Here is a 23,631-nt window from a genome sequence, read left to right on the forward strand (position 1 = left end):
GCGGTTGCACGCTGTTCGAGGTGTTGCTCGGCTCAGCTGCTCTTGACCTTGATCTCGCCGCTGACGATCTTCTCCTTGGCCGTCTCGATGGCTGCCTGGAGCTCGGCGTTGTCCGCGAACTTCGGGTTGGAGTCCGAAAGGCCGACCTCACCGGACTTCAGATCGCCCCGAACGATACCGGTCTCGGGCTTGCCGTCCTCGACCGACTTCGACAGGTTGTAGACCGCCTTCGCGACGTCCTTCGTGGCCGACGTCAGGATGCTGTCCTTGTACTTCGCGAGGGCTTCCTGCTGGTACTGGTCGGAGTCGACACCGATCGCCCACACCTGGTTGGCGGCGGCGGCCTCGATCACGCCCTGGCCGGAGAGGCCGGCCGCCGCGTAGACGACGTCGGCCTTCTTCTCGATCTGGCCCTCGGCGGCGGTCTTGCCCTTGTCGGGGCTGGAGAAGCCGCCCTCCTCGGCGGTCTGCGTCAGGTACTGCGAGATGACCTCGACCTTCGGGTCGGTGTCCTTGACACCCTGCTCGAAGCCGGCCTGGAACTTGTGGATCAGCGGGATGTCCACGCCGCCCACGAAGCCCACCGTCTTGGTCTCGGTGCTCTTGGCGGCGGCGACGCCGGCGAGGTAGGAGGCCTGCTCCTCGTTGAAGACCAGGTCGGCCACGTTGTCCGCCTCGATCGTGGCGTCGTCCACGATGCCGAAGGTGGTGTCCGGGTACTTCTCGGCGGCGCTCTTCAGCGCGGCGGCGTACGCGTAGCCGACGCCGACGACCGGGTTGTAGCCCTGCTTGGCCAGCGAGACCAGGCGCTGCTCCTTGTCGGCGTCGGTCTCACCGTCGGTGGGCTCGACGTCGGCGGTCTCGTAGCCGAACTCCTTCTTGGCCTGCTCCAGTCCCGCGTACGCGGCGTCGTTGAAGGACTGGTCGCCCTTGCCGCCGACGTCGTACGCGATGGCGAGGCCCTTGTCGCCCTGGGACTCCGACGACCCGGAGGAGGTCGAGGTGCCACCGCAGGCGGAGAGGGCGAGGGCCAGGGAGGCGGTCGCTGCGCCTGCGACCGTGATCCGGGAAATCCGGCGCATGTCTGGTGCTCCTGTCGTACAAGCGCCGGGGAGGGTTCGAGCACGGCGCTGGCTTCGCCGCAGATTAACGCGCGTAGACCGGCCTGAAAACCCCTTCTGTCCACCTTGTTATCCGCCCGTGAGCAAGGGACGGCGTGCGGACGCCCGGGGCTTGCCGGACGCAAACGGGGGGTGGCGGAGGGTGACGCCGGGACGGCCGGGCGCGGCACGGCGAAGCGGGCGGGCACCCAGGGTGCCCGCCCGCTTCGTCCGGTGGTGCGGTGGTGCGGTGGGGTTACTCCGTCTTGACCTTGATGGTGCCGGCGATGATGCCTTCCTTCGCCTCGGCCACCGCGTCCGTCAGGCCCGGGACCTCGGCGTACTTCGGATTGCTGTCGGACAGGCCCACGCCGTCCGACTTCAGGTCGAAGGTCTGGGTGCCGGTGAGCGGCTTGCCGTCCTCGACCGACTTGGCCAGGGCGTACACCGCGCCGTTGATGTCCTTGAGGGCGGAGGTAAGGATGTAGTCCTTGTGGGCCGCGAGGGCCTCCTGCTCGTACTGGTCGGAGTCGACGCCGATCGCCCAGACCTTCGCCTTCGCGGCGGCCTCGATCACCCCCTGGCCGGACAGTCCGGCCGCCTGGTAGAGGACGTCGGCCTTCTTCTCGATCTGGCCCTCGGCCGCGGCCCGGCCCTTGTCCGGGCTGGAGAAGCCGCCCTCCTCCGCCGTCTGCGTCAGGTACTGCGCGACGACCTCGACCTCGGGGTCGGTGTCCTGCACGCCCTGCTGGTAGCCGGCCTCGAACTTGTGGATCAGCGGTACGTCCACGCCGCCCACGAAACCGACCGTCTTGGTCTTGGTGGCCTTGGCCGCCGCGACGCCCGCGAGGTAGGAGGCCTCGTGCTCGGCGAAGACGAGGGACGCGACGTTCTCGCCCTCGACCACGGAGTCCACGATGCCGAAGGTGGTGTCCGGGTACTTCTCGGCGATGGCCTTCATCGCGGGGCCGTAGGCGAAGCCGACGCCGATGACCGGGTTGTAGCCCTGCTTGGCCAGCGAGGCGAGGCGCTGCTCCTTGTCGGCGTCGGTCTCGCCCTCGGTGGGCTCGATGTCGGCGGTCTTGTAGCCGAACTCCTTCTGGGCCCGCTCCAGACCGGCGTACGCGGCGTCGTTGAAGGACTGGTCGCCCTTGCCGCCGATGTCGTACGCGATGGCGAGGCCCTTGTCGTCCTTGGTGCCCTCGTCGCCGCTGGTGCTCTCGCCGCTGGTGCCGCCGCAGGCCGTGGCGGCGAGTGCGAGCGACGCGACCCCCACCGCGGCGCGGGTCAGTCTCGATGTCCGACGCATCTGAAGTTCCCCATTCTCCAAAGCCCCGCAGCGGGCGCTCGGTTCGGCGCACATTAACGCGCGTAGAAACTCCTGGGAACGGGGTTCCCCGGGGCCGTTATCCATTCGTGCCGCGCCCCGGTGACGGCCGTGTGAACCACCGGATCGAACGGGAGCGAATGGGAGCGAACGGGGCGCCCGGGGCGTGCCGCGCAGTCTCGTGCGCCCCGGCATCAGGCTGCCCCCGGCCCGCCGGTGCCGCAAGCCGGCGGGCGCGGGGCGCGCGGAGGGGTGGAGCGAGTGGGCGGGGAGGGTGACGCGGGCGGGTGGGGAGGGCGACGCGGGCGGACGGGGAGGGGGCACGGACGGGCGGGAAGGGCCACGGACGGGGAGGCCGCGCCGGGTGCCGGGGGCGAGCGCCACCGGGGGCGGGGTGGAGCGCCTCCGGGGCGGGGGGGGGAGCCGCCTCCGAGGGACGGGGGGGGGCCGGCTGCTACACGGCGTCGATCAGTGCCGCCGCGGTGAACATCTCCACGCCGACCGTGATGGCGTGCTCGTCCACGTCGAAGTCGCCCTGGTGCAGGTCGCGGATGACGCGCTCGCCGGGCGGGCGGACGCCGAGGCGGGCCATGGCGCCGGGCACGTGCTCCAGGTACCAGGAGAAGTCCTCGCCGCCGAGGCTCTGCTCGGTGCTCTCGACGGACTCGGTGCCACGCCGGGCGACCATGGCGGCCTGGAGCAGTTCGGTGCTGGTGACCTCGTTGACGACCGGGGGCACGCCGCGGACGTAGGTGATCTCGGACTTGGCCCGGTACAGGTTCGCGATCTCGTCGATGGCGCCGACCACGAGGTCCGGTGCCTGCCGCCAGGCGTCGAGGTCGAGGCAGCGCACCGTTCCCGCGAGTTCGGCGTGCTGCGGGATGACGTTCGGGGCGTGGCCGGACTCGATCCGTCCCCAGGTCAGGGAGAGTCCGCTGCGGCTGTCCACCCGCCGGGCGACGAGCGCGGGCACGTCGGTGACGACGCGGGCGGCGGCGGTGACCAGGTCGGTGGTCAGGTGCGGGCGGGCGGTGTGCCCGCCGGGGCCGTCGAGGGCGATCTCCAGCCGGTCGCAGGCGGAGGTGATGGGGCCGACCCGCAGGCCGATCCGGCCCGCGTCCACCCGGGGGTCGCAGTGCACGGCCAGGATGCGGCGCACTCCGTCCAGCGCGCCGCCCTCGATGGCGTCGGCGGCGCCGCCGGGCAGCACCTCCTCGGCCGGCTGGAAGACCAGCCGCACGGGCCGGGGCAGCAGGCCCTGCTCGTGCAGCGCGGCCAGCACCAGTCCGGTGCCGAGGACGACGGTGGTGTGCACGTCGTGGCCGCAGGCGTGGGCGCGGTCCGGGACGCGCGAGTGGTAGGCGCACTCGCTCTTGGTGTCCGGGATGGGCAGGGCGTCGATGTCGGCCCGCAGGGCGAGCATGCGCGGGCCGCCGGCCCACCGCCCCGACTCGGTGCCGGTGCCGATGTCGCAGACGAGGCCGGTTCCGACGGGCAGCACGCGCGGCTTGAGGCCGGCCCGTTCGAGCCGTTCCTTGATCGCGGCGGTGGTGCGGAACTCCTGGTTGCCCAGTTCGGGGTGCATGTGCAGGTCGCGGCGGAAGGCCACGAGCTCGGCACGGAGCGCCTCGGGCAGGGCACCGGGCAGGACGGTCTCACCGGGAGTGCCGGCCTCGGACTCTGGGGACATCAACGCTTTCACCCTTTGCAGCGTAGGGCGCCCGAGCGACCGATGGACCCACGATCAACAAAAATTCAGCCCGTTAGGGGAAGAAAACGCGACCGCCCTACGCATAGCTATCGACTCACTTGGGTAAACTCGCCCGCCTTTCCGACCGAGCCGATCATGCGATCCACCGGGAGCGGCCCACACCGCTCGACGGCACCCGTCCTGGGCTACGGGTACCACGCAACGACCGCCCCACCCGCCCGGGCCCACCCGCCCGGACCCGTGCGCCCGGTGCCCCTGACCCCTCCGTCCTCGGCGGCGCGGCGGTTCCGTCCCCTCGGCGGCGCGGCGGTCGCCGGGGGCCCGGCCGCCGGCTATCCCGCGCCCGCCACCGCCGACAGCCGGTGCACGTTCCGGGCCGAGCCCGTCACGCCCGAGAGGAACCCCCGGGCCCGCGGCGAGGCGTGCCGGGTGAGCCAGGCGGGGTCGATGTCGCAGACGGCGACCTTGACCTCGGTGCCGGCCAGGGCCAGGGGGAGGGTGTGGACGACCGTGGACGGGAAGCTGAGGATGGTGCGGCCGATCGGGCCGCGGCGGGCGATCAGTTCCAGGGGGAGGTCGGGGCGGACGATCTCCAGGCCGGTCTCCACGGCCAGCCGGTGGAGTTTCTCGGCGCTCTCGCGGCGGTGGGCGAAGTAGCGGGCCGCGCCGTGGGTCCTCGCCAGGCCGCGTACGGCGTCCACGTAGCGGTCACCGTCCACGACACCGGTCTCCACCAGGGACGTGCCGACCATGTCGGCGCCCTTGGTGATGCGGGGCGGGCCGAAGCGGGCACGGGTCCAGGCGAAGTCGTTCGCGCAGACGGTGACGCCGTCCGGGACGTCCTCGATCGGCATGGAGGAGAAGACGGAGACCAGGCGGTTCCCGGACGGGGTCAGGCGGCGGCGCGCGGACCCGGAGACCGGGGCGAAGAGCAGGTCGCGCGGTCCGGGGCGGCTGCCCTTGCGGTGCCAGCGCACCAGGCGCTCGCCGTGGGCGAGCTGGGTGACGAACTCCATCGTGGCCGTGCCGTCGTCGACGACCACCAGGTCGTGGGCGCGGGTGATGGTCAGCAGCAGTTGTACGTAGCGGGAGAACGGGTCGCCCATGACGATCCGGTCCGCCTGGCGGAGGGCGGTCGTCAGGCCGCCGACCGTGCGGAAGGGGGCCGCGGCACCGCCCCGTGCCTCCTCCCAGCGGATGTCGTGCCCTTCCTTCCGGGCCAGTTCCGCCATGCGGCGCAGCTGGCCCCGGGTCATCGGATCCACCGGGGACAGGACCACGAGGGTGAGCTCCGCGCCGGGTGCGCGCGTGTGCGCCCACTCCAGCACGTTCAGCAGTTGTACCGGGCTCTCGACGAAGGCGAGGGTGCGGGGGCCGGCATTCCCGGCGCGGGGGCTCATCGGCGTACGACCGTCCCGTGGTGAGGGCGTGGTGGGGGGGTGTCAGGCCGTGAACGGCTCGCCCGCGGCGGCGGCGATCTCCGCCTCCGCGACGACGCCGGAGACGCGGCGCAGCTTCTTCATCGGGCCCAGCTCGGAGTCGTAGACCTTCTTGACGCCGTCGCCGAGGGAGGCCTCGATGGTGCGGATGTCGCGGACCAGGCGGGTCAGGCCCTGCGGCTCGACGGAGGCGGCCTGGTCGGAGCCCCACATGGCGCGGTCGAGGGTGATGTGGCGCTCGACGAAGGTGGCACCGAGGGCGACGGCGGCCAGGGTGGTCTGCAGGCCGGTCTCGTGGCCGGAGTAGCCGATCGGGACGTTCGGGAACTCCTGCTGGAGGGTGTTGATGACGCGGAGGTTGAGCTCCTCGGCCTGCGCCGGGTAGGTCGACGTGGCGTGGCACATGAGGATGTTGTCGCTGCCCAGGACCTCGACCGCGTGGCGGATCTGCTTCGGGGTCGACATGCCGGTGGAGAGGATGACGGTGCGGCCCGTGGCGCGCAGGGCGCGCAGCAGCTCGTCGTCGGTGAGGGAGGCGGAGGCGACCTTGTGGGCCGGGACGTCGAACTTCTCCAGGAAGGCGACGGCCTCGGTGTCCCACGGGGAGGCGAACCAGTCGATGTTCTTGGTCTTGCAGTACTCGTCGATCTGGCGGTACTCGTCCTCGCCGAACTCCACGCGGTGGCGGTAGTCGATGTACGTCATCCGGCCCCAGGGGGTGTCGCGCTCGATGTCCCACTGGTCGCGCGGGGTGCAGATCTCGGGGGTGCGCTTCTGGAACTTGACCGCGTCGCAGCCGGCCTCGGCGGCGGCGTCGATCAGCTTGAAGGCGTTCTCCAGCTCACCGTTGTGGTTGATGCCGATCTCGCCGGTGATGTAGACGGGGCGGCCGGGGCCGGCCTCGCGGGTGCCGAAGGTGCGGATGCGGGAGTTGGTGCTCATGGCAGGAGGTTCCTTACTGGGACTGGGTGATCGTGGGGGATTCGAGGGAGTCGAGCGAGGGACCGAGGATCCAGCCGGCGATCTCCCGGATCGCGCCGTCACCGCCGGGGACGGTGGTGACCGCGCGGGCCGCGCCGCGTACGGCGTCGTGGGCGTTCGCGACCGCCACGGGCCAGCCGACGAGGGCGAAGCACGGGAGGTCGTTGACGTCGTTGCCGACGTAGAGCACGCGCTCGGGCGCGATGCCCTGCTCCTCGCACCACTGCTTGAGCGCGAGGTCCTTGCGGTCGATGCCGTGCAGCACCGGCAGCTTGAGCTTTCGGGCACGGGCGGCGACGACCGGGTTCTGTTCCGTGGACAGGACGAGCATCGTCAGGCCGCTGCGGCGCAGGGCGGCGATGCCGAGTCCGTCACCACGGTGGACGGAGACGAACTCCCGTCCGTCGGAGTCGATCAGCACCCGGTCGTCGGTCTGGGTGCCGTCGAAGTCGAGGACCACCGCGTCGATGTCGTCGGCGGTCGGAAGGGCGCCGGGCCGGGCGGCGTCGAAGTGGGGCGCCAGGGCGCGGGCGCGGGCCAGGTCGTGCGGGTCGTCGATCTCCAGGACGCGGGCCGGGTCGGTGCGGACCAGTTCGGTGCGGCCGAAGAAGCGGTGCCGGTGCTCGCGGAAGCCGGGCGCGGCCATGGCGTAGGCGGCGCCGGTCTCCAGCAGGTCCTGGGGGCGGTCCTGGCGGCGGGGGCGGTGGGACTTGTCGTGGTTGACGCCGTAGCCGCCCTCCTCCCCGGTGCCCTCGTCGGTGCCGTCCCGCCACACGAAGCCGTGGAACGGTGCCACGGTCACGGCGGTGTCGGCGCCGCCCTCGGCGACCGCGCCGGCCACCCCGTCGACGTCCTCGCGGACGAGGAAGGGGCTGGTGCACTGCACGAGCAGCACCACGTCCACGGGTACGCCGTGCAGGGCCTCGTGGGCGCCCATGGCGTGCAGTACGGCGGCCTCGGAGGTGGCGGTGTCCCCGGCGATGGCGGCGGGCCGCAGCACGACCTCGGCGCCGGCCTCGCGGGCCGCGGCGGCGATGGCCTGGTCGTCGGTGGAGACCACGACGTCCGTCACCAGCCGGGCGGCCCGGCACTCGCGCACCGCGCGGGCCACCAGGGGTACGCCGCCGACGGGGGCGAGGTTCTTCGCGGGCACGCCCTTGGAGCCGCCGCGCGCGGGAATGACCGCGAGCACGCGGCGCGCCGAAGCGCCCCGGCCCGCTTCCGGGTTGGACATGGGTTCTGCTCCTTGCGCGGATGTCTCCGGCGTCGCGGACAGCGCGGACGACGGGGGTGTCGGGGACGACGCGGGTGCCGCCGGTGTCACGGACGACGCGGACGCCGCAGGTGCCGCGGACGCCGCAGGTGCCGCGGACGCCGGGGGGACCGCGGACGCCGGGGGGACCGCGGGGGTCCCGGGTATCGGTCCGCTCACAGCTCCCCCATCCGCCGGATCACCGGGGCGACCCGCTGGACGCCGTGCCGGTAGGCGCCGCGGGCGGCCCGGCGGACGACCTGGCGGACCGGGCCGGGCTCCTTGTCGGCGGCCGGCGCGCCGGGCAGGGGGGTGCCGTCCGGGCCGAGGTGGTGGCGGGCGAGGATGCCGGGGAGGTAGCCGGGGGCGGTGACCGGTGTGTAGTAGGGGGCGAGCGGGGGGAGGCCGCCGGGCCGGCCGAGCAGCCCGTCGATGCGCCCGCGGGCCTCGTCGAAGGCGGTCTCGTAGCCGCCGTCCGCCACCACCCCCTGCCGGGCGACCCACTCGGGGTCGGGCACCGGGCGGTGGCCCTCGTCGAGCTGGTCCCAGGAGGCGAGGCAGCCGGAGCCCACGAAGTGGTGGTTGCCCAGCGCCTCGCGCACGCCCAGGTCGGACAGGACGACCGTGGGGATGCGGCGGTGCAGGGACTCCAGGGCCGCCGTGGAGCTGATGGTGACCAGCAGGTCGGTGCGGTCCAGGACCTCGCCCATGTGGCCGTAGACCAGGCGGAAGTTGGGCGGCGGGTCGGCCCGCTGCACCAGCTTCTGGTACGGCAGCTCCTCGATGTGCGTGGTGTGTTCGCCGGGCTTGGAGCGCAGCTTGAGCAGCACCTCGCGCTCGGGGTGCCGGCGGGCGTGCCCGATCAGCCGTTCGAGGAGGTACGTGCGGTCCCTGCGGTTGTCCGGCACGGAGGGCTGGGCGGCGAAGACGACGGTGTACGGGTCGTGCTCCCCGGTGTAGGGGGCACCGCCGAGGAAGGGCAGCGCGACCTCGGCGACGGCCGAGGCGTCGGCGCCGACCCCCTCGTACACGGCCCGGAAACGGTCCGCGTCCTGACGGGAGTTGGCGAGGACGAGGTCGGCACCGTGCCGCAGCAGCAGGCCGTCGGCGAGCTTCTCGTAGACGACGCCGACGTAGCCGGTGACGACCACGGGACGGTCGGCGCGGTCCTGCCAGACCCGCCCGAGGCCGTGCAGCATCGCCTGGACGCCGCCGCCGACCAGGGCGAGGACGAGGACGTCGTAGGACTCCTCGCCCGTCGCGTCGCCCATGGCGCGCAGGAACTCGACGGCGGTCACCTCGCGGAGCGAGTCCGCGGTGACGCCGACTTCCCGCAGCTGGCGGGGGGTGGGGGTGGCTCGGCCACGCAGGAGGTAGCCGTCCAGACGGATGTCCGCGTCCTCGGGGGAGATGCGGGTCGCGGTGAGCGCGCCCCATTTCCACCGGGTGTCGGAGTCCGCCAGGACGGCGACTCGCAGGGCCTTCGTTGCACTTGCTGGCACGCCGTAGACGCTAGGAAGCCATTTCTAGGATCCGCCCAACCGCAATCCAACAAAGGGTGAACAGCACATCGCCGAATGGGGTGTCGGGCCGCCCGGCGTCCGGAAAAGCGTTCGCTTCACCGCTTCGCCACGCCGCGTTCACCCGGTATCAAGGCGCAGGTAAAGCCGAATGCCGGATCGCCGCATAACGTCACCGACGTGCCCAAGCTCTCCGTCATCGTGCCGTTCTACAACGTCCGGCCCTACGTACCGGACACCCTGCGGAGTCTGCGCGCCAACGCGCGGGACGACTTCGAATTCATTCTCGTCGACGACTGCTCCACCGACGGGACCGCGGACCTCCTCGCGCGGGCCGAGCGGGAGCTGCCGGGGGCGGTGCTGGTCATACACGAACGCAACGGTGGCCTGGCGACCGCCCGCAACACCGGCATCGACCGGGCGCGCGGCGAGTACGTCACGTTCCTGGACGGCGACGACTGGCTGGCGCCCGGTCACTACGACCGGCTGGTGGCCGCGATCGAGCGGCTGGGCGTCGACTTCGTGCGTACCGACCACGTGCAGTGCACGGGGCGTGCCCGCACGCTCCACCGCGTGCCGCACGGCCGCCGCAACGTGGCGCTGCGTCCGCGGGACGCCATCCTGCCCGCCCACCGGACCACCTCCGTCGACTACGCCTACGCCTGGGCGGGCGTCTACCACCGCCGGCTGGCCGAGCGCGGCCTGCTGCACTTCACCGACGGGCTGCGCACGGCCGAGGACCGGCCGTGGATCTGGAAGCTGCACCGCGAGGCGGAGTCCTTCGCGGTGACCGGGCTGCTCGGTGTCTTCTACCGGCGCGGGGTGGCGTCCTCGCTCACCCAGATCGGTGACGTCCGCCAGCTCGACTTCATCCGCGCCTTCGACGAGGTCCTCGCGGGCGCGGCCGGGGACGCGGACGCCGAGCGGCTGGTGCCGAAGGCGGTGCGCACGTACTGCGCGATCATCTCCCACCACCTCGGTGCCGCCGAACGCTTCGAGCCGGCCGTGGCCCGGGAGTTGAGGACGAGGAGCGCGGCGGCGCTGCGGCGGATGCCGCAGGACGCGCTCGACGAGGTGCTCGGTTCGATGGACGCCGAGCGCGCCACGCGGCTGCGCCGGCTGCGCCGCCGTGCGACCGCGGGCCGGCCGGACGAAGGGGTGGCGGCATGACCACGCAGATCTTCCTGGTGTCGACGCTCTACGGCACGGCCACGCTCGCCGCGGCCCTGGACTCCGGCTGCTTCGCACCCGCCGACCGGCGGGTCCTGCTGGTCTCCAACAACGCGGCGACGCCCGAGACGACGCCGGCCGTGGACGCGATGCCCGGGTTCGAGCGGCTGCGGGGCCGGTTCGACGACGTGGTGTCGTGGAACGAGGCGATCGCCCCCTTCCACCCGGGCGGCTGGTCGCCGCGGCTGGAGGACGTACCGCTGTGGGAGCGGCACCTGCGGCTGGCCTGGGGGCTCGGCGACGACGACGTGGCGCTGGCCGTGGAGTCGATCCAGGTGCACCCGGCGCTCGGTGTGGCGCAGATCTTCACCGACGCGCCCCTGACCGTCTACGCGGACGGCCTGATGAGCTACGGGCCCACCCGCAGCAAACTCGCCCCGCTGGTCGGCACGCGCGTGGAGCGGCTGCTCCACCTCGACCTGGTGCCGGGGCTCACACCGCTGCTGCTGACCGAGTTCGGCGTGGCGCCCGAGATCGTGCCGACCCCCGCGTTCACCAAGGTGCTGGCGGAACTCGCGGGCTGCGGCACGGAGCTGCCGGACGCCGGGGAACCCGCGGTGCTGCTCGGCCAGTACCTGTCGGCGCTGGACATCCTGTCGGCCGAGGAGGAGGAGGACCTGCACGTCCGGATGCTGACGGGCGCCGCCGCGCTGGGGCACACGCGTGTGGTCTTCAAGCCGCACCCCACCGCGCCGGCCCGCTTCACCCGGACCCTGGAGGAGGAGGCCGGGAAGCTCGGCGTGCAGCTCACGGTGGTGGACACGCCGGTCCTCGCCGAGGTGCTCTTCCAGCGGATGCGACCGGCGCTGGTCGTCGGCTGCTTCTCCACGGCCCTGCTCACCGCGTCCGCGCTGTACGGCCTCCCGGTGGCCCGGGTCGGCACCGAGGCGCTGCTGGAACGGCTGACGCCGTACGAGAACAGCAACCGCGTCCCCGCCACCGTCGTCGACGCGCTCCTCCCGGACCTGGCCGACGCCGCCGCCGTCACCGAGGGGCGCCGGGGCATGGACACCGACGCCCTCGCCGCGCTGGTGCGGGCCGTCGGGTTCGCGATGCAGCCGAGGGTGCTGCCGGAGCTGCGGCCGGCGGCCGAGGCGTACCTGCGGGAGCACCTGGACGCGCGGACCCTGCGCTACTTCAAGAAGCGGCGGCTCACCTCGCTGGGACTCCCCGGCGGCCTCCCGGCCCGGCTGGGCTTCCTGCCGCACAGCTCGACGGCCCGCACGGTGGTGCGCCGCGCACGGGCACTCCGGCGCTCGATCGGGCGGTGAGGCGGGGTGGGGCGACCGGACGCTCCAGCCGGGCGGGGCGACCGGACGCAGTGACCGGACGCTCCAGCCGGACGCAGTGACCGGACGCTCCAGCCGGACGGAGTGACCGGACGCTCCGGCCGGACGGGGCGGCCGGGCCACCGGAGACCGGGGTCCGCGACACCGAGCCCGAGTACCGAGGGCCCGAGGCCCGAGGAGCGGGGCCCGGACACCGCAGGCCCGGACACCGTGGCCCCGGGCAGCGGGCAGCGGGCAGCGGGGGCCGGTCACCCGGACGAAGGGCAGTGTTCACCCGCCATGCGCCGGGAAGCCACCCGCGGCTCGTCGCTCTGGGGCACATTCGGCCTCCGGTCGGAGAACGGTGGAGCGCATGACGAAGCCCCTGGCGGGATGGTTCAAGGCACGGCAGAAGGAGGCCGCCAGGCCGGCGCTGTTCGCCCGGGGCATGCGCCTGTGCGGGGAGCACCTCGCGGCGCAGGACGCCGGGTCCGCTGCCCCGCAGGCCCGGCTCACCCAGGCCGTCGGAGCCTTCGCGGCCTCCCTCGACAACCCGTCGGCCGATCCCTTCGACGCCCTCCTCCACGTCGGCGAGCGCGCGCTGGAGGCCGGTGGGGAACGCGAACTGCGCCTCGCCCTGGGCGTCGCCGAGACGGCGGCCGCGATCCGGCAGCGGTCCAGGGGGGCGTGGCGACTGCGCGGCCTGGCCCTGGACGGGCTGGGCCGCGGCAACGAGGCGATGGAGTGCTACGAGCGCTACGTCACCCTGCTGGACGGCGGCGCCCCGGCGCCGGAGGTGGCTCGCGCGATGGACACCCTGCGGCGCCGGCGGGAGTGCCTCGACGCGGCCCTCGCCCTCTTCCCCGAGGCCGGTTCCCCGCTGCGCGACCTGCTCGGAGAGCCGGACACGACCACCGCGGTCGTCGCACCGCGGTTCGCCGCGTACGTACGGGCGTGCGTGGCCGGGCACAGCGCGGGCGATCCGGCCGTACGCCGCCTCCTGGGGCTCTACGGCGGCTACCGGCGGCTCGTCGAGCGGCCCGGGGCGCCCGACCCGCTGCCGGGCGGCGGCACGCCGGTCGACGTCAGCGGGCTGCGGGGGCTCGTCGCGGGGCGGACGGTGTGCGTGGTGGCGAACGCCGACGACGTCGCCGGGAGCACGCTGGGCGCCGGGATCGACGGCTACGACCTGGTGGTGCGCTGCGACGCGTTCCGCCTCCGTGCCGCGGGCACCGGCGAGCGCACCGGCCTGCACGCCGTCTCGCTGCGGGGCGACACTCCGTGGGAGGGGCCCGCCTGGTCGCAGCGCGCCGGTGTCCGGCTCGTGTTCGGCGACCCGGCGGGCGGCTGGCGTCGCGCCACCCGGCAGCGGCTCGTGCCCGGAGCGCAGGAGCACATCGGTGACGCCTCCCTGCGCCGGCCGCTGAGCGACCCGGCGCTGCTGGGCGAGGACGGCTGGGGGCAGGCCCCGACCACCGCCTTCACCGTCCTGCGGCTCCTGGACTTCCTGGACGCGAGTCCCCGCCTGGACCTGATCGGCTTCACCCCGCCCGGCCGGCTGCGACCGAGGGAGGCCGAGTGGGTGAGGGACCACGCCACCCACGTCGACGACAGCAAGATGAGGATCGCCCTGCGATGACCCACTCCTCCCCGCCCCCCTCCTCCGCGTCCGCTTCCCCGGCCGCCCCCGCGACCGCGGCTTCGTCCGCGACCGCCCCGTCCGCCGCTTCCCCCGCGGCCGCCCCGTCCGCCCCGTCCGCCGTCACCGCCGCGGCCGCCCCGTCCGCCCCGTCCGCCGTCACCGCCGCGGACGACCGCAGCGCCGTCACCGGCAGGCGCCGGATCGCCTTCGCCGTCCACGCCGACCGGGAGACCCTGCCCCACCTGCCCGTCCTGCTCCGCAGCCTGGCGCTGACCAACCCGGGCGTGTGCGAGGACTTCGTGGTCCTCCACCCCGGTCTGCCCGAGTCCTCGTTCGACGCGTCGCGGCGACTGCACCCGCGCCTCGTCACGCGCCGGGCGCAGGACCGTACGGACGTGTTCCGCCTGGACGGGTACGACACCGTCGTCGCCCTCACTCCCGCCATGGTCGTCCTGGGGGACATCGGCGAGCTGCTGCGGATGCGCCACGGGGTGGGCGCCGTACGGCAGCCGGTGTGCACCGGGGAGGCCGGGGAGCGGCGCGCCGTGCTGCCGGACGGCCTCCTCGTCATCCAGCGGGCCGACGTGGACGACGCCCTGGCGGACCGCCTCGCCGACGTCACCGGCGACGACCTCGGTCCGGTGCTCGACCGTGTGCTGGCCCCGCTCGACGCGCGGTACGACTTCCTCACCCGGCGCCTGTACGACGACGCCCCGGTGCCCGCGCACGTCGCCGTCCTGCGCTTCACCGGGCCGTACGACGCGCCCGGGTACGGCCCGGCCGCCGCGGCGCGGCGCCGCTTCGAGATGGGCGACGAGGAGTTCCGGGCCGCCTACTGCGCCCTGCCCGGGGACCGGCATCCCGACCTGCTGGCGCACTGCGCGCCGCCCCTGCTCGCCGCCCGCCCCTCCCTCGACCTCGCCCGCACGGTCGCCGACGTGCACCGCCGGCAGGGCCGCTACGACGAGGCCGTCGAGGTCCTCGCCCCGGTCGTGGCCGACCGGCTGGACGCGCCGCGCTGCCACGAGACGCTCGGCCTCTGCCTGATGGCGCTGTCGCGCTACGACGAGGCCGAGGCGCACCTGCTGCTGGCGGCGGCCTCCCCCGACGTCGCTCCCCGCGCCTTCGCGCAGCTCGCCCGTCTGGCCTGGCTGTGCGGACGGGACGCGGAGGCGCACGCCTACGCCCGTGCGGGCCTGGACGCCGACCCCACGGACGGCGGCTGCCACAGCTGGTACGTACGTACCCGCCCGGAGGTCCCGGAGCCACGGCGGCCGGACGGGACGGCCGCGCGGCAGCTGGCACACGTGGCGCTGTTCGCCGAGGGCCGGGAGAACGCCGGGGACAAGGTCCTGCCCGAGGCCGTGCGCAGGTGCTTCGGCCCCGACACCGGGCCGGACCGCTGGTACGCGCAGCCGGTGCACCGGCTGGTCGACGAGGAGGCGCTGGAGCAGCTGAACGCGCGGCGCGGGGTGGTCGTCGGGGGTGGCGGGCTCTTCCTCCCGGACACCTCCCCGAACGCCAACAGCCACTGGCAGTGGAACGTCCCGGACGGCCTGCTGGCCCGCGTCACCGCACCGCTGGCGGTGTTCGCGGTCGGCTACAACGTGTTCGACGGGCAGCTCTACCGCCGGAACCGGTTCGCCGAGAGCCTGCGGGTCCTCGTCGAGCGGTCGGCGTTCTTCGGGCTGCGCAACCACGGCTCCATCGACCGGGTGCGCGAGCTGCTCCCCGCCGGGCTGCGCGACCGGGTGCGCTACCAGCCCTGCCCGACGACGGTGGCCCGGCTCCTGGAGCCGGAGCGGTTCGCCTCGGTCGAGCGGTCCGACACCGTCCTGGTCAACTGCGCGTACGACCGCGCGGGCCTGCGGTTCGGCCACGACTACGGGTACTTCCTCGCCCGGATGGCCGAGGCGCTGCGGACCCTGCGCGACCGGGCGGACGTGCGGTACGCGGCCCACATGCCGGCCGACGAGCGGTTCGTGCACGACCTGCGCCGGGAGCACGGCATCGCGCTGCCCGTGGAGCAGCTCCAGGACATGTCCAACGACGCCGTCCGCGATCTGTACGGCCGCGCGCGGCTGGTGATCGGGATGCGTGGGCACGCCGGGATGATCCCCTTCGGCTGCGGCACCCCGATCCTCAGCCTCGTCTCGCACCCCAAGCTCGCGTACTTCCTGTCCGACATCGGGCGCCGGGAGTGGGGGCTGTCCGTGCACGACCGGGACCTGGGGGTCAGGCTCGCGGAGCGGGCGTCGGCGATCCTCGACGATCACGCGGCGGCGGTGGCGGACGTGCACGCGGCGCAGGAACTCCTGTGGAAGACCACCCAGTCGAACATCGAGGAACTGCGGAGCATCTTCGGTTCCGACTGAGACACCAAGAATTCACTTGCGCTGCGAATGGAGTTCGCTTCTCCGCGCCTTCTTCGACACCGCCGAATCCGGGAGCGTAGCTAGCCTGTTCCAATCTCCAACCTTCGAGCGTGAGAGGCCCGCGTGCCGAAACTGTCCGTCGTCGTCCCCATGCACAATGTGGAAGCCTTCGCCGAGAGCACACTGAGAAGTCTCGCCAACAACGCGGACCCGGACTTCGAGTTCCTGCTCGTCGACGACTGCTCCACGGACGCCACGCCATGGGTGATCGACCGCTGGGCGGAGAAACGTCCCACCACCAGGGTGATCCGGCACGAGAAGAACATGGGCATCGCCCAGGCGCGCAACAGCGGCATCGACGCGGCCCGGGGCGAGTTCCTCACGTTCCTCGACGGCGACGACTGGTACGGGCCGGGCTACCTGGCCGAACTGGTGTCCCGCACGGAGGAGCTGGGCTGCGACTTCGCCCGCACCGACCACGTCCAGGCCACCGGTACCGAGCGGGTGATCCGGCGTCCCCCGGCCCCCGTGCGCAACACCGTGATGGACCCGCGCGACGGCATAGCGCCGCCCCACATGGAGACGATGGTCGACTACCCCTTCGTCTGGGCGGGGATCTACCGCCGGCACCTCTTCGACGACGGCGGGATGCGCTTCGCGACCGAACTCCGCACCGCCGAGGACCGGCTGTGGATCTGGCGGCTGCACCTGAAGGCCAGGTCGTACGCGTCCCTCGGGCTGCACGGGGTGTTCTACCGGCGGGGCGTCGCGACCTCGCTCACCCAGATCAAGGACTCCCGCCAGCTGGACTTCATCCCGGCCTACGACATGCTCCTGCAGGACCTCCTGCGGGACCCGGAGGCCGAGCGCTTCCTGCCCAAGGCGGTGCGGACCTACTGCGCCATGATCGCCTTCCACCTCGGCAAGGTGAACGAGTACGAGACCTCGGCGGCACAGCGGCTGCGGCGCGAGGCGAGGGACGCGCTGCACCGGATGCCCCAGCACGTGCTGGAGGAGACCCTCCGGACCATCGACAGCACTCGGAGCAGGTTGCTCGGCCGCCTGCGCGACGGGCGGAAGGCTGCCTGATCCATGTCCCACAAGACCCAGATCTTCCAGGTCTCCACCCTGTACGGAGCGGCCACCCTCGCGGCGGCGCTCGACGCGGGCCAGTTCGGTCCGCACGACGGCGTCCGGCGCCTCCTGCTGGTCTCCAACAACGCCGCCATACCCGAGACCGCGTTGCGCCTCGACGAGATGCACGGGTACGCGCGCATAGCCGGCCGGTTCGACACGGTGGTCAGCTGGAACGAGGAGATCCGCCCGCACCACCCCAGCTCCTGGGGCCCGCGCGGGCACGACGTGCCGCTGTGGCAGAAGGCGTTCCGGCTGGCCTGGGGCATCGGCGAACGGGAACAGGTCGAGCTCGCCGTCGAGTCGATCCAGGTCAACCCGGCCCGCGCGCTGGCGGCGATCTTCTCCGAGGCCGCCCTGCACGTGTACGCCGACGGCCTGATGAGCTATGGCCCGACGCGCGAGAAGCTGCCGCTGACCCTCGCGTGCCGTATCCGGCGGCTGCTCCACCTCGACCTGATACCGGGTCTCAAGCCGCTGCTGCTCTCCGAGTACGGCGTGGACCCCGAAGTCGTCCCGGACGCGGCGTTCCGCGCGGTGCTCGACGAGATCTCCCGGGACGCGGCGGACGACCCCCGGCTGGCGCCCGTGGCGGCGGAGAAGCCGACGGCGGTGCTGCTCGGCCAGTACCTGGCGGCGATCAACATCCTGAGCGCGAAGGAGGAGGAGGACCTCCACGTCCGCATGCTCACCGGAGCCGCGCGCGCCGGGCACCGGTCCGTGGTCTTCAAGCCGCACCCGACGGCTCCCGCGGGTTACACGGCGGCGCTGAGCAAGGCGGCGGCGGACGCGGGTGTCCGGCTCACCGTGCTGGACGCGCCCCTGCTGGCCGAGACGCTGTACCACCACTGCGCGCCCGAACTCGTCGTCGGCTGCTTCTCCACGGCGATGGTGACCGCCTCCGCCTACTACGACGTGCCCGTCGCACGGGTGGGGACGGCGCTGGTGACGGAGCGGCTCAAACCGTACCCGAACAGCAACCGTGTGCCCCTGGCCGTCGTCGACCACCTGGTGCCGGACCTGGAGCGCGGGCAGGCCCCGGCGCTCGTCGGCGCGGCCCCCGGGACGCTGGCACCGCTGGTCCGGGCGATCGGGTTCTGCATGCAGCCCAAGACGTACCCCGAGCTGCGCGAGCCGACGGAGGCCTGGCTGCGGGAGCACCTGGCGGGCGTCCCCGGCCACTACTTCCCCGAGCTGCGGCTGACCGAGCTGGGCCTGCCCGGCAGCAGCCCGCAGTTGCGCGCGAAGCTCCAGGTGCGGCGGGCCCGGCGCGTCGTGCGCAGGGCGGTACGGCGCGGCGCCGGGAGGAAGTGACCGGGCCGGGGACCGCGGCCGGCGCCCGGGCCCCCTTCCGCCGAGCGGCCGAAGGGGGCCCGGGCGTCGCCCGTCCGGCTCAGCCCAGCCAGCGGCCGAGCCGCAGCCGCGTCCACAGGAGGGCGGCGGCGAAGGACAGGGCGACCGTGGCCACCGTCAGCCCCACGAGCCCGCCCACCGCGCCCGGCCAGCCGGCGTCCGCCGACACCACGCGGGGCGCGATGGCCTCCAGGAACAGGAGGTGCACCAGGTAGGCGCCGAAGGAGGCGCCGGCGAGCCTGCCCAGCAGCGGGCGGACCCGCTCGGGCACCCTGATCCGGTTGAGGGACATGAGCAGCGTCCCCGCCAGCAGGGCCACCACGACGGAGGCGTACGGACTCGGGAAGTGGACCCGGTGCTCGTACACGGCCACGGCCCCCCACGCGCACAGCCCGCCGGCCAGCCACAGCAGGCGCCGCCGCCGGCCGGCGACCGCGGAGCCCGGCAGCGACAGCAGGACCGCGCCGGCGACGGCGTACACGATCTGGTAGACGCCGAACTGCCAGGCGAAGGACGGCAGACGGACGTCGGACAGGCGCGCGAGGTCCCCGAGGAGGGTCGGGGCGAGCGCCAGACCGAGCAGGACGGCTCCCACGCCCCAGGGCCGTTTTCCGGCCCGGACCAGGAGGGCCACCGACAGCAGCAGGATCACGGGGACGTAGGCGTACAGGTACCAGAGGTGGAAGGCGGGCCGCACGGAGCCGAACAGCGCGTCCCACGCGAGGCCGCGCGTGGGCTCGGTGTTGGCGCCCCGCACCCGGTCCCAGAGCAGGTAGACGGCGGTCCACACGGCCATCGGGACGACGATGCGGGTCAGCCTCCTGCGGACCTGTCCGCCCGACCGGGGCGGCGCCCCGCTCAGCACCACCCAGCCGGCGATCGCGAAGAACAGCGGCACGGCGCACCGGCTCAGCGCGTCCCCGGTGAGCGCGGTCCAGTACACGGGCCCGCCCCCCGAGGGGTCGCGGTCCACGGACTTCATGAGTTCGCCCGCGGCGTGGCAGACGATGACCCCGACCGAGGCCAGGACCCGGACCAGGTCGATGTCGTAGCGGTGCGCACCCCGCGGACGCGTGACCGGTGCCCCCGCGGCGGCGGGGGCAGGGGTGCGTTCGGGCTCGGTGGCGGTCATGGGCTCGGCGGCGATGGGTGGTCACTCCCGGATAGGACGCGCGGGCCCGCCGGCGGTCCGGCCGGGCTCGGGGACCGATGCAGGCTACGAGAGCGCCGCGGGCGGCGGAACCCGTCCCGGGTGAACATCGGCGACGCGTGCGCGTCCTTCCGGTGAACTCCGGGTGCCGCCGCCGTCCGGTCGCCCGGCGCCCCGCGGGAGGTCCCCCGGCGGCCCGTTCGGACGAACCGCCCGGCCCGGACCCTCCCCGTCCCGCGCCGCCCGTCCCGCGGGCGCGCCCCGCGTACCGCCCCCGCCCGGCTCTCGGCCGAGGCCCGCCCGCCCGTCCCGGGGGCGCACCGCGTGCCGCCTCCGCCCCCGTTCCGGAGCGGGCGCCGCGCGCCGGGGGCGCCCGGGGCCGGTCGCGCGCCTCTGCGGTCCGGAAGCCGCGGTCGCGGGAGGGGCCGGCGGGGGCGCATTGAGCGATTCGTGCGATTTTCCGCCCACCTGATCGCGCGCGCCGACTCCTTTTCGGCCGGGGAGGGGGCATCCTCCGTGCATGGCCACTGCGCAAGAGACGCACACGTACCCCGGCGACCTGAACGACGTCCCCGGCTGGTTCTGGCCGCTCGACCAGGTGCTGTTCTCCTGGTTCCTGGAGCGCCAGGAGCGGCGGGGCACCCGCGGCGACCTGCTCGAACTGGGCGCCTACCTGGGCAAGAGCGCGATCCTGCTGGGGCACCACCTGCGGGCCGGCGAGAGCCTGACGGTCTGCGACCTGTTCGAGACCGAGCCGCCGGACGCGGCCAACCGGGCGGAGGCGGCGAAGTCGTACTCCACGCTCACCCGGCAGGCCTTCGAGCGGAACTACCTCTCCTTCCACGACACCCTGCCCAGGATCGTCCAGGACGTCAGCTCCACGATCACCGACGAGGTCGGGCCCGGCAGCTGCCGCTTCGCCCACATCGACGCCTCGCACCTGTACGAGCACGTCCGCGGCGACATCGGCGCGGCCCGGGAACTGCTGCTGCCGGACGGCATCGTCGTCCTCGACGACTTCCGCAGCGAGCACACCCCGGGCGTCGCCGTCGCCGCCTGGGAGGCCGTGCTCAACCGGGGGCTGCGCCCCGTCTGCCTGAGCAGCCAGAAGCTGTACGGCACCTGGGGCGACCCGGAGCCCGTCCAGGAGGAGCTGCTCGCCGCGCTGCGCGGACGCGACGACGTCGCCGTGACCGTGGAGCAGGCCGCCGGGCACCGGCTGGTCCGGACCCGCGCCCAGGGCAAGCGGCTGCAGCCGCCCTCGCTGCCGCCCTCACGGCACCCGGCGCCCGCGGCGGCGCACCCGAAGGCCGGGTCCGTGCCGGGGCGGCCCCGGCCGGCCCGCCCGGCGGTCCGCGCGCAGCAGGTGCCGCACCGGCCGGCCTCGCGCGACCGCGCCCGCCGGCTGGCCCTGGACCTGCTGCCGCCGGCCGTCACCCGCGCGGTCCGCCGGTACCGGGCGGCGCAGCGGGCGAAGGCGGGCGGGGCGGCTCAGTCGAGGCCGTAGGACGCCCCGATCCCCGCGATCACCACGGCCAGCCCTTCCTCGAAGTGCCGGTCGTAGTCCGTGAAGATCTCCGCGCCCGCCGCGGCCGTCAGAGGGTGGACGGCCTCGCGCGGTACCTGACCCGGTTCGGGCCGCGCTGACGGGGGGTCAGGCTCCCGCCACCGACAGCTTCACCGCGAAGCCCAGGAACAGCGCCCCCGCCGCCGAGTTGGCCCCCGCCGACAGCCTCCTGCGGCGGCGGAAGGCGGCGGCCAGCCGGGTGCCGCCGAAGATCAGCGCGCTGAGGTACAGGAAGCTGGCCAGCTGGGCGAAGACGCCGAGGACGACGAAGGACAGGGCGGGGTGGGCGTAGCCCGGATCGACGAACTGCACGAAGAAGGCGACGAAGAACAGGATCGCCTTCGGGTTGACGAGACTGACGACCAGGGCCCGGCGGAACGGCCGCTCCTCACCGGCCGGGGACGCGGAGGCGCCGGCCGGGGCCGGTTCCCGCCGCGTCCGCCACATGTCCCGGGCGGCCCGCAGCATCCCGACCGCGAGCCAGGCCAGATATCCGGCGCCGGCGTACTTCACGGCCCCGAACAGCAGGGCGTTGGCCTGCAGCAGCGAGGCGACCCCGGCGGCCGACAGCGTCATCAGCACCATGTCCCCGCACCAGACGCCGGCGGCGGCCGTGTACCCGGCGCGCACACCGCGGCGGGCGGCGACGGAGAGGACGTACAGGGAGTTGGGGCCGGGGAGCAGGATGATCAGGGCGAGGCCCGCGAGGTAGGTGGGAAGATCGATCACGCCGAACATGGAGGGAGTGTCGCACGGGGGTACGACACCGCGCACCGGTGTTCCGGCCGTCGGGAAAGGGACCGCGGAGCCCTGCTCAGAAGGCGTCGGAAGGCACGTACGTCCCCCAGATCTCCCGCAGCGCGTTGCACACTTCGCCCACCGTCGCCCGCGCCCGCAGGGCGTCCTTCATCGGGTACAGGACGTTGTCCTCGCCCTCGGCGGCCTTCTTCAGGGCCGCGAGCGCGGTGTCCACCGCCTGCTGGTCGCGCTCCGCGCGGAGCCGGGCGAGGCGTTCGGCCTGCTGCGCCTCGATGGCCGGGTCGACGCGGAGCGGCTCGTAGGGCTCCTCCTCGTCGAGCTGGAAGCGGTTGACACCGACCACGACCCGCTCGCCGGCGTCGGTCTCCTGCGCGATGCGGTAGGCGCTGCGCTCGATCTCGCTCTTCTGGAAGCCGTGCTCGATGGCGTTGACCGCGCCGCCGAGGTCCTCGACCTTCCGCATCAGCTCCAGCGCCGCCGCCTCGACGTCGTCGGTCATCCTCTCGACGACGTAGGACCCGGCGAACGGGTCGACGGTCGCCGTCACGTCCGTCTCGTAGGCGAGGACCTGCTGGGTGCGCAGGGCGAGGCGGGCGGACTTGTCGGTCGGCAGCGCGATGGCCTCGTCGAAGGAGTTGGTGTGCAGGGACTGCGTGCCGCCGAGCACCGCGCCGAGGCCCTGCACCGCGACGCGGACGAGGTTGACCTCGGGCTGCTGGGCGGTCAGCTGCACGCCGGCCGTCTGGGTGTGGAAGCGCAGCATCAGCGACTTGGGGTTCTCCGCGCCGAACTCCTCCTTCATCACCCGGGCCCAGATCCGGCGGGCCGCACGGAACTTCGCGACCTCCTCCAGGATCGTCGTACGGGCCACGAAGAAGAAGGACAGGCGCGGCGCGAAGTCGTCGACGTCCATGCCGGCCGCGACCGCCGTGCGCACGTACTCGATGCCGTCCGCGAGGGTGAAGGCGATCTCCTGCGCGGGAGAGGCGCCCGCCTCGGCCATGTGGTAGCCGGAGATCGAGATGGTGTTCCACTTCGGGATCTCGGCCCTGCAGTACTTGAAGATGTCCGCGATCAGCCGCAGCGAGGGCTTGGGCGGGAAGATGTACGTCCCGCGCGCGATGTACTCCTTGAGCACGTCGTTCTGGATCGTGCCGGTGAGCCGGTCGGCGTCGACGCCCTGCTCCTCGGCGACGAGTTGGTAGAGCAGGAGCAGCAGGGATGCCGGGGCGTTGATGGTCATCGACGTGGAGACCTTGTCCAGCGGGATCCCGCCGAACAGCACCCGCATGTCGTCGATCGAGTCGATCGCCACGCCCACCTTGCCGACCTCGCCCGAGGCGATCGGGGCGTCGGAGTCGTGGCCCATCTGGGTGGGCAGGTCGAAGGCGACCGACAGGCCCATCGTGCCGTTGGCGATCAGCTGCTTGTAGCGGGCGTTGGACTCCGTCGCCGTGCCGAAACCGGCGTACTGGCGCATCGTCCACGGCCGGCCGGTGTACATCGACGGGTACACACCTCGGGTGAAGGGGTACTTCCCCGGCTCGCCCAGCTTCTCGGCCGGGTCCCAGCCCGCCTGGGCGTCGGGTCCGTAGACAGGTTCGATGGGCAGTCCGCTCTCGGTGGAACGAGCGCCGCCCGACTCGCGCGCCATGGTGTGGATGCCTCCCGCTGAGCACGTGCCCGAACCCGGTCGAGCCACTCGGACTTCCGGGCCGTTCGGACCACTCGCCACCTGCCCGCCAGTATGGTCCGGCCCTCCGACGGACTGTATCGGCGCGCGCGCACCCGGTGGAGTGCCACACGCTGGGACCTTGCTCACA

Annotated in this window: 17 protein-coding genes and 1 pseudogene; 7 read left to right on the forward strand and 11 right to left on the reverse strand. The window is 73.5% G+C overall.

Annotation, left to right across the window (positions count from 1 at the left end):
- Positions 1-32: 32 nt before the first annotated feature.
- The 7 genes from ACVV2G_RS05935 to ACVV2G_RS05965 all read right to left on the reverse strand — a co-directional run bounded on the left by ACVV2G_RS05935 (position 33) and on the right by ACVV2G_RS05965 (position 9,312).
- Positions 33-1,082 carry a BMP family lipoprotein gene (locus tag ACVV2G_RS05935; RefSeq protein ID WP_453841518.1) on the reverse strand — a complete coding sequence of 350 codons (1,050 nt, stop codon included), beginning with the start codon at positions 1,080-1,082 and terminating at the stop codon, positions 33-35.
- Positions 1,083-1,356: 274 nt separating this feature from the next.
- A complete protein-coding gene (locus tag ACVV2G_RS05940; protein ID WP_453841519.1) occupies positions 1,357-2,409 on the reverse strand; it encodes a BMP family lipoprotein in 1,053 nt (350 codons plus the stop codon).
- 472 nt (positions 2,410-2,881) lie between these two features.
- On the reverse strand, positions 2,882-4,117 hold the full coding sequence (locus ACVV2G_RS05945) for a M20 family metallopeptidase (RefSeq protein ID WP_453841520.1): 1,236 nt from the start codon (positions 4,115-4,117) through the stop codon (positions 2,882-2,884).
- A gap of 353 nt (positions 4,118-4,470) precedes the next feature.
- Positions 4,471-5,538 carry a hypothetical protein gene (locus ACVV2G_RS05950; RefSeq protein ID WP_453841521.1) on the reverse strand — a complete coding sequence of 356 codons (1,068 nt, stop codon included), beginning with the start codon at positions 5,536-5,538 and terminating at the stop codon, positions 4,471-4,473.
- 42 nt (positions 5,539-5,580) lie between these two features.
- A complete protein-coding gene (locus ACVV2G_RS05955) occupies positions 5,581-6,519 on the reverse strand; it encodes an N-acetylneuraminate synthase family protein (protein ID WP_453841522.1) in 939 nt (312 codons plus the stop codon).
- Positions 6,520-6,532: 13 nt separating this feature from the next.
- Entirely contained in the window at positions 6,533-7,792 is a 1,260-nt protein-coding gene (locus ACVV2G_RS05960; RefSeq protein WP_453841523.1) for a cytidylyltransferase domain-containing protein, read from the reverse strand.
- A 194-nt stretch (positions 7,793-7,986) separates the two neighbouring features.
- Entirely contained in the window at positions 7,987-9,312 is a 1,326-nt protein-coding gene (locus ACVV2G_RS05965) for a DUF6716 putative glycosyltransferase (RefSeq protein ID WP_453841524.1), read from the reverse strand.
- 198 nt (positions 9,313-9,510) lie between these two features.
- Here ACVV2G_RS05965 and ACVV2G_RS05970 point away from each other — a divergent pair, with 198 nt between their 5' ends.
- From ACVV2G_RS05970 to ACVV2G_RS05995, 6 genes are all read left to right on the forward strand, one after another.
- Complete coding sequence (locus ACVV2G_RS05970) at positions 9,511-10,500, forward strand: glycosyltransferase family 2 protein (RefSeq protein ID WP_453841525.1); 990 nt, start codon at positions 9,511-9,513, stop codon at positions 10,498-10,500.
- Positions 10,497-11,831: a polysialyltransferase family glycosyltransferase gene (locus tag ACVV2G_RS05975; RefSeq protein ID WP_453841526.1), complete on the forward strand. Its 1,335-nt coding sequence runs from the start codon at positions 10,497-10,499 to the stop codon at positions 11,829-11,831. The genes ACVV2G_RS05970 and ACVV2G_RS05975 overlap by 4 nt, the downstream gene beginning before the upstream one ends.
- A gap of 370 nt (positions 11,832-12,201) precedes the next feature.
- Positions 12,202-13,467, forward strand: a complete 1,266-nt coding sequence (locus tag ACVV2G_RS05980) for a tetratricopeptide repeat protein (protein WP_453841527.1) — start codon at positions 12,202-12,204, stop codon at positions 13,465-13,467.
- On the forward strand, positions 13,464-15,845 hold the full coding sequence (locus tag ACVV2G_RS05985) for a polysaccharide pyruvyl transferase family protein (protein WP_453841528.1): 2,382 nt from the start codon (positions 13,464-13,466) through the stop codon (positions 15,843-15,845). The genes ACVV2G_RS05980 and ACVV2G_RS05985 overlap by 4 nt, the downstream gene beginning before the upstream one ends.
- 123 nt (positions 15,846-15,968) lie before the next feature.
- A complete protein-coding gene (locus tag ACVV2G_RS05990; protein WP_453841529.1) occupies positions 15,969-16,934 on the forward strand; it encodes a glycosyltransferase family 2 protein in 966 nt (321 codons plus the stop codon).
- A 3-nt stretch (positions 16,935-16,937) separates the two neighbouring features.
- Positions 16,938-18,293, forward strand: a complete 1,356-nt coding sequence (locus tag ACVV2G_RS05995) for a polysialyltransferase family glycosyltransferase (protein ID WP_453841530.1) — start codon at positions 16,938-16,940, stop codon at positions 18,291-18,293.
- Positions 18,294-18,372: 79 nt separating this feature from the next.
- Here the strand turns inward: ACVV2G_RS05995 and ACVV2G_RS06000 are convergent, their stop codons facing one another.
- Positions 18,373-19,464, reverse strand: coding sequence for an acyltransferase (locus ACVV2G_RS06000; protein ID WP_453841531.1), 1,092 nt, complete (start codon positions 19,462-19,464; stop codon positions 18,373-18,375).
- A gap of 538 nt (positions 19,465-20,002) precedes the next feature.
- Between ACVV2G_RS06000 and ACVV2G_RS06005 the strand changes: the two genes are divergently transcribed.
- A complete protein-coding gene (locus ACVV2G_RS06005; RefSeq protein ID WP_453841532.1) occupies positions 20,003-20,989 on the forward strand; it encodes a class I SAM-dependent methyltransferase in 987 nt (328 codons plus the stop codon).
- On the opposite strand, the pseudogene ACVV2G_RS06010 reads toward ACVV2G_RS06005, so the two are convergent.
- The 3 genes and pseudogenes from ACVV2G_RS06010 to ACVV2G_RS06020 all read right to left on the reverse strand — a co-directional run.
- Positions 20,974-21,120, reverse strand: a pseudogene (locus tag ACVV2G_RS06010) (TetR/AcrR family transcriptional regulator C-terminal domain-containing protein); the annotation flags it as partial. The gene ACVV2G_RS06005 and the pseudogene ACVV2G_RS06010 overlap by 16 nt on opposite strands.
- Before the next feature lie 16 nt (positions 21,121-21,136).
- Complete coding sequence (leuE, locus tag ACVV2G_RS06015; RefSeq protein ID WP_453841533.1) at positions 21,137-21,787, reverse strand: leucine efflux protein LeuE; 651 nt, start codon at positions 21,785-21,787, stop codon at positions 21,137-21,139.
- A gap of 76 nt (positions 21,788-21,863) precedes the next feature.
- Positions 21,864-23,462: an acyl-CoA mutase large subunit family protein gene (locus ACVV2G_RS06020; RefSeq protein ID WP_453841534.1), complete on the reverse strand. Its 1,599-nt coding sequence runs from the start codon at positions 23,460-23,462 to the stop codon at positions 21,864-21,866.
- Positions 23,463-23,631: the final 169 nt, after the last annotated feature.

The organism is Streptomyces sp. JK94, from assembly GCF_053613315.1.

What these genes read in the sequence shown, in the direction of transcription:
- ACVV2G_RS05935 (WP_453841518.1), bottom strand. Translation starts at nt 1,082, where the DNA reads ATGCGCCGGATTTCCCGGATCACGGTCGCAGGCGCAGCGACCGCCTCC.
- ACVV2G_RS05940 (WP_453841519.1), bottom strand. Translation starts at nt 2,409, where the DNA reads ATGCGTCGGACATCGAGACTGACCCGCGCCGCGGTGGGGGTCGCGTCG.
- ACVV2G_RS05945 (WP_453841520.1), bottom strand. Translation starts at nt 4,117, where the DNA reads ATGTCCCCAGAGTCCGAGGCCGGCACTCCCGGTGAGACCGTCCTGCCC.
- ACVV2G_RS05950 (WP_453841521.1), bottom strand. Translation starts at nt 5,538, where the DNA reads ATGAGCCCCCGCGCCGGGAATGCCGGCCCCCGCACCCTCGCCTTCGTC.
- ACVV2G_RS05955 (WP_453841522.1), bottom strand. Translation starts at nt 6,519, where the DNA reads ATGAGCACCAACTCCCGCATCCGCACCTTCGGCACCCGCGAGGCCGGC.
- ACVV2G_RS05960 (WP_453841523.1), bottom strand. Translation starts at nt 7,792, where the DNA reads ATGTCCAACCCGGAAGCGGGCCGGGGCGCTTCGGCGCGCCGCGTGCTC.
- ACVV2G_RS05975 (WP_453841526.1), top strand. Translation starts at nt 10,497, where the DNA reads ATGACCACGCAGATCTTCCTGGTGTCGACGCTCTACGGCACGGCCACG.
- ACVV2G_RS05980 (WP_453841527.1), top strand. Translation starts at nt 12,202, where the DNA reads ATGACGAAGCCCCTGGCGGGATGGTTCAAGGCACGGCAGAAGGAGGCC.
- ACVV2G_RS05985 (WP_453841528.1), top strand. Translation starts at nt 13,464, where the DNA reads ATGACCCACTCCTCCCCGCCCCCCTCCTCCGCGTCCGCTTCCCCGGCC.
- ACVV2G_RS05995 (WP_453841530.1), top strand. Translation starts at nt 16,938, where the DNA reads ATGTCCCACAAGACCCAGATCTTCCAGGTCTCCACCCTGTACGGAGCG.
- ACVV2G_RS06000 (WP_453841531.1), bottom strand. Translation starts at nt 19,464, where the DNA reads ATGACCGCCACCGAGCCCGAACGCACCCCTGCCCCCGCCGCCGCGGGG.
- ACVV2G_RS06005 (WP_453841532.1), top strand. Translation starts at nt 20,003, where the DNA reads ATGGCCACTGCGCAAGAGACGCACACGTACCCCGGCGACCTGAACGAC.
- leuE (WP_453841533.1), bottom strand. Translation starts at nt 21,787, where the DNA reads ATGTTCGGCGTGATCGATCTTCCCACCTACCTCGCGGGCCTCGCCCTG.
- ACVV2G_RS06020 (WP_453841534.1), bottom strand. Translation starts at nt 23,462, where the DNA reads ATGGCGCGCGAGTCGGGCGGCGCTCGTTCCACCGAGAGCGGACTGCCC.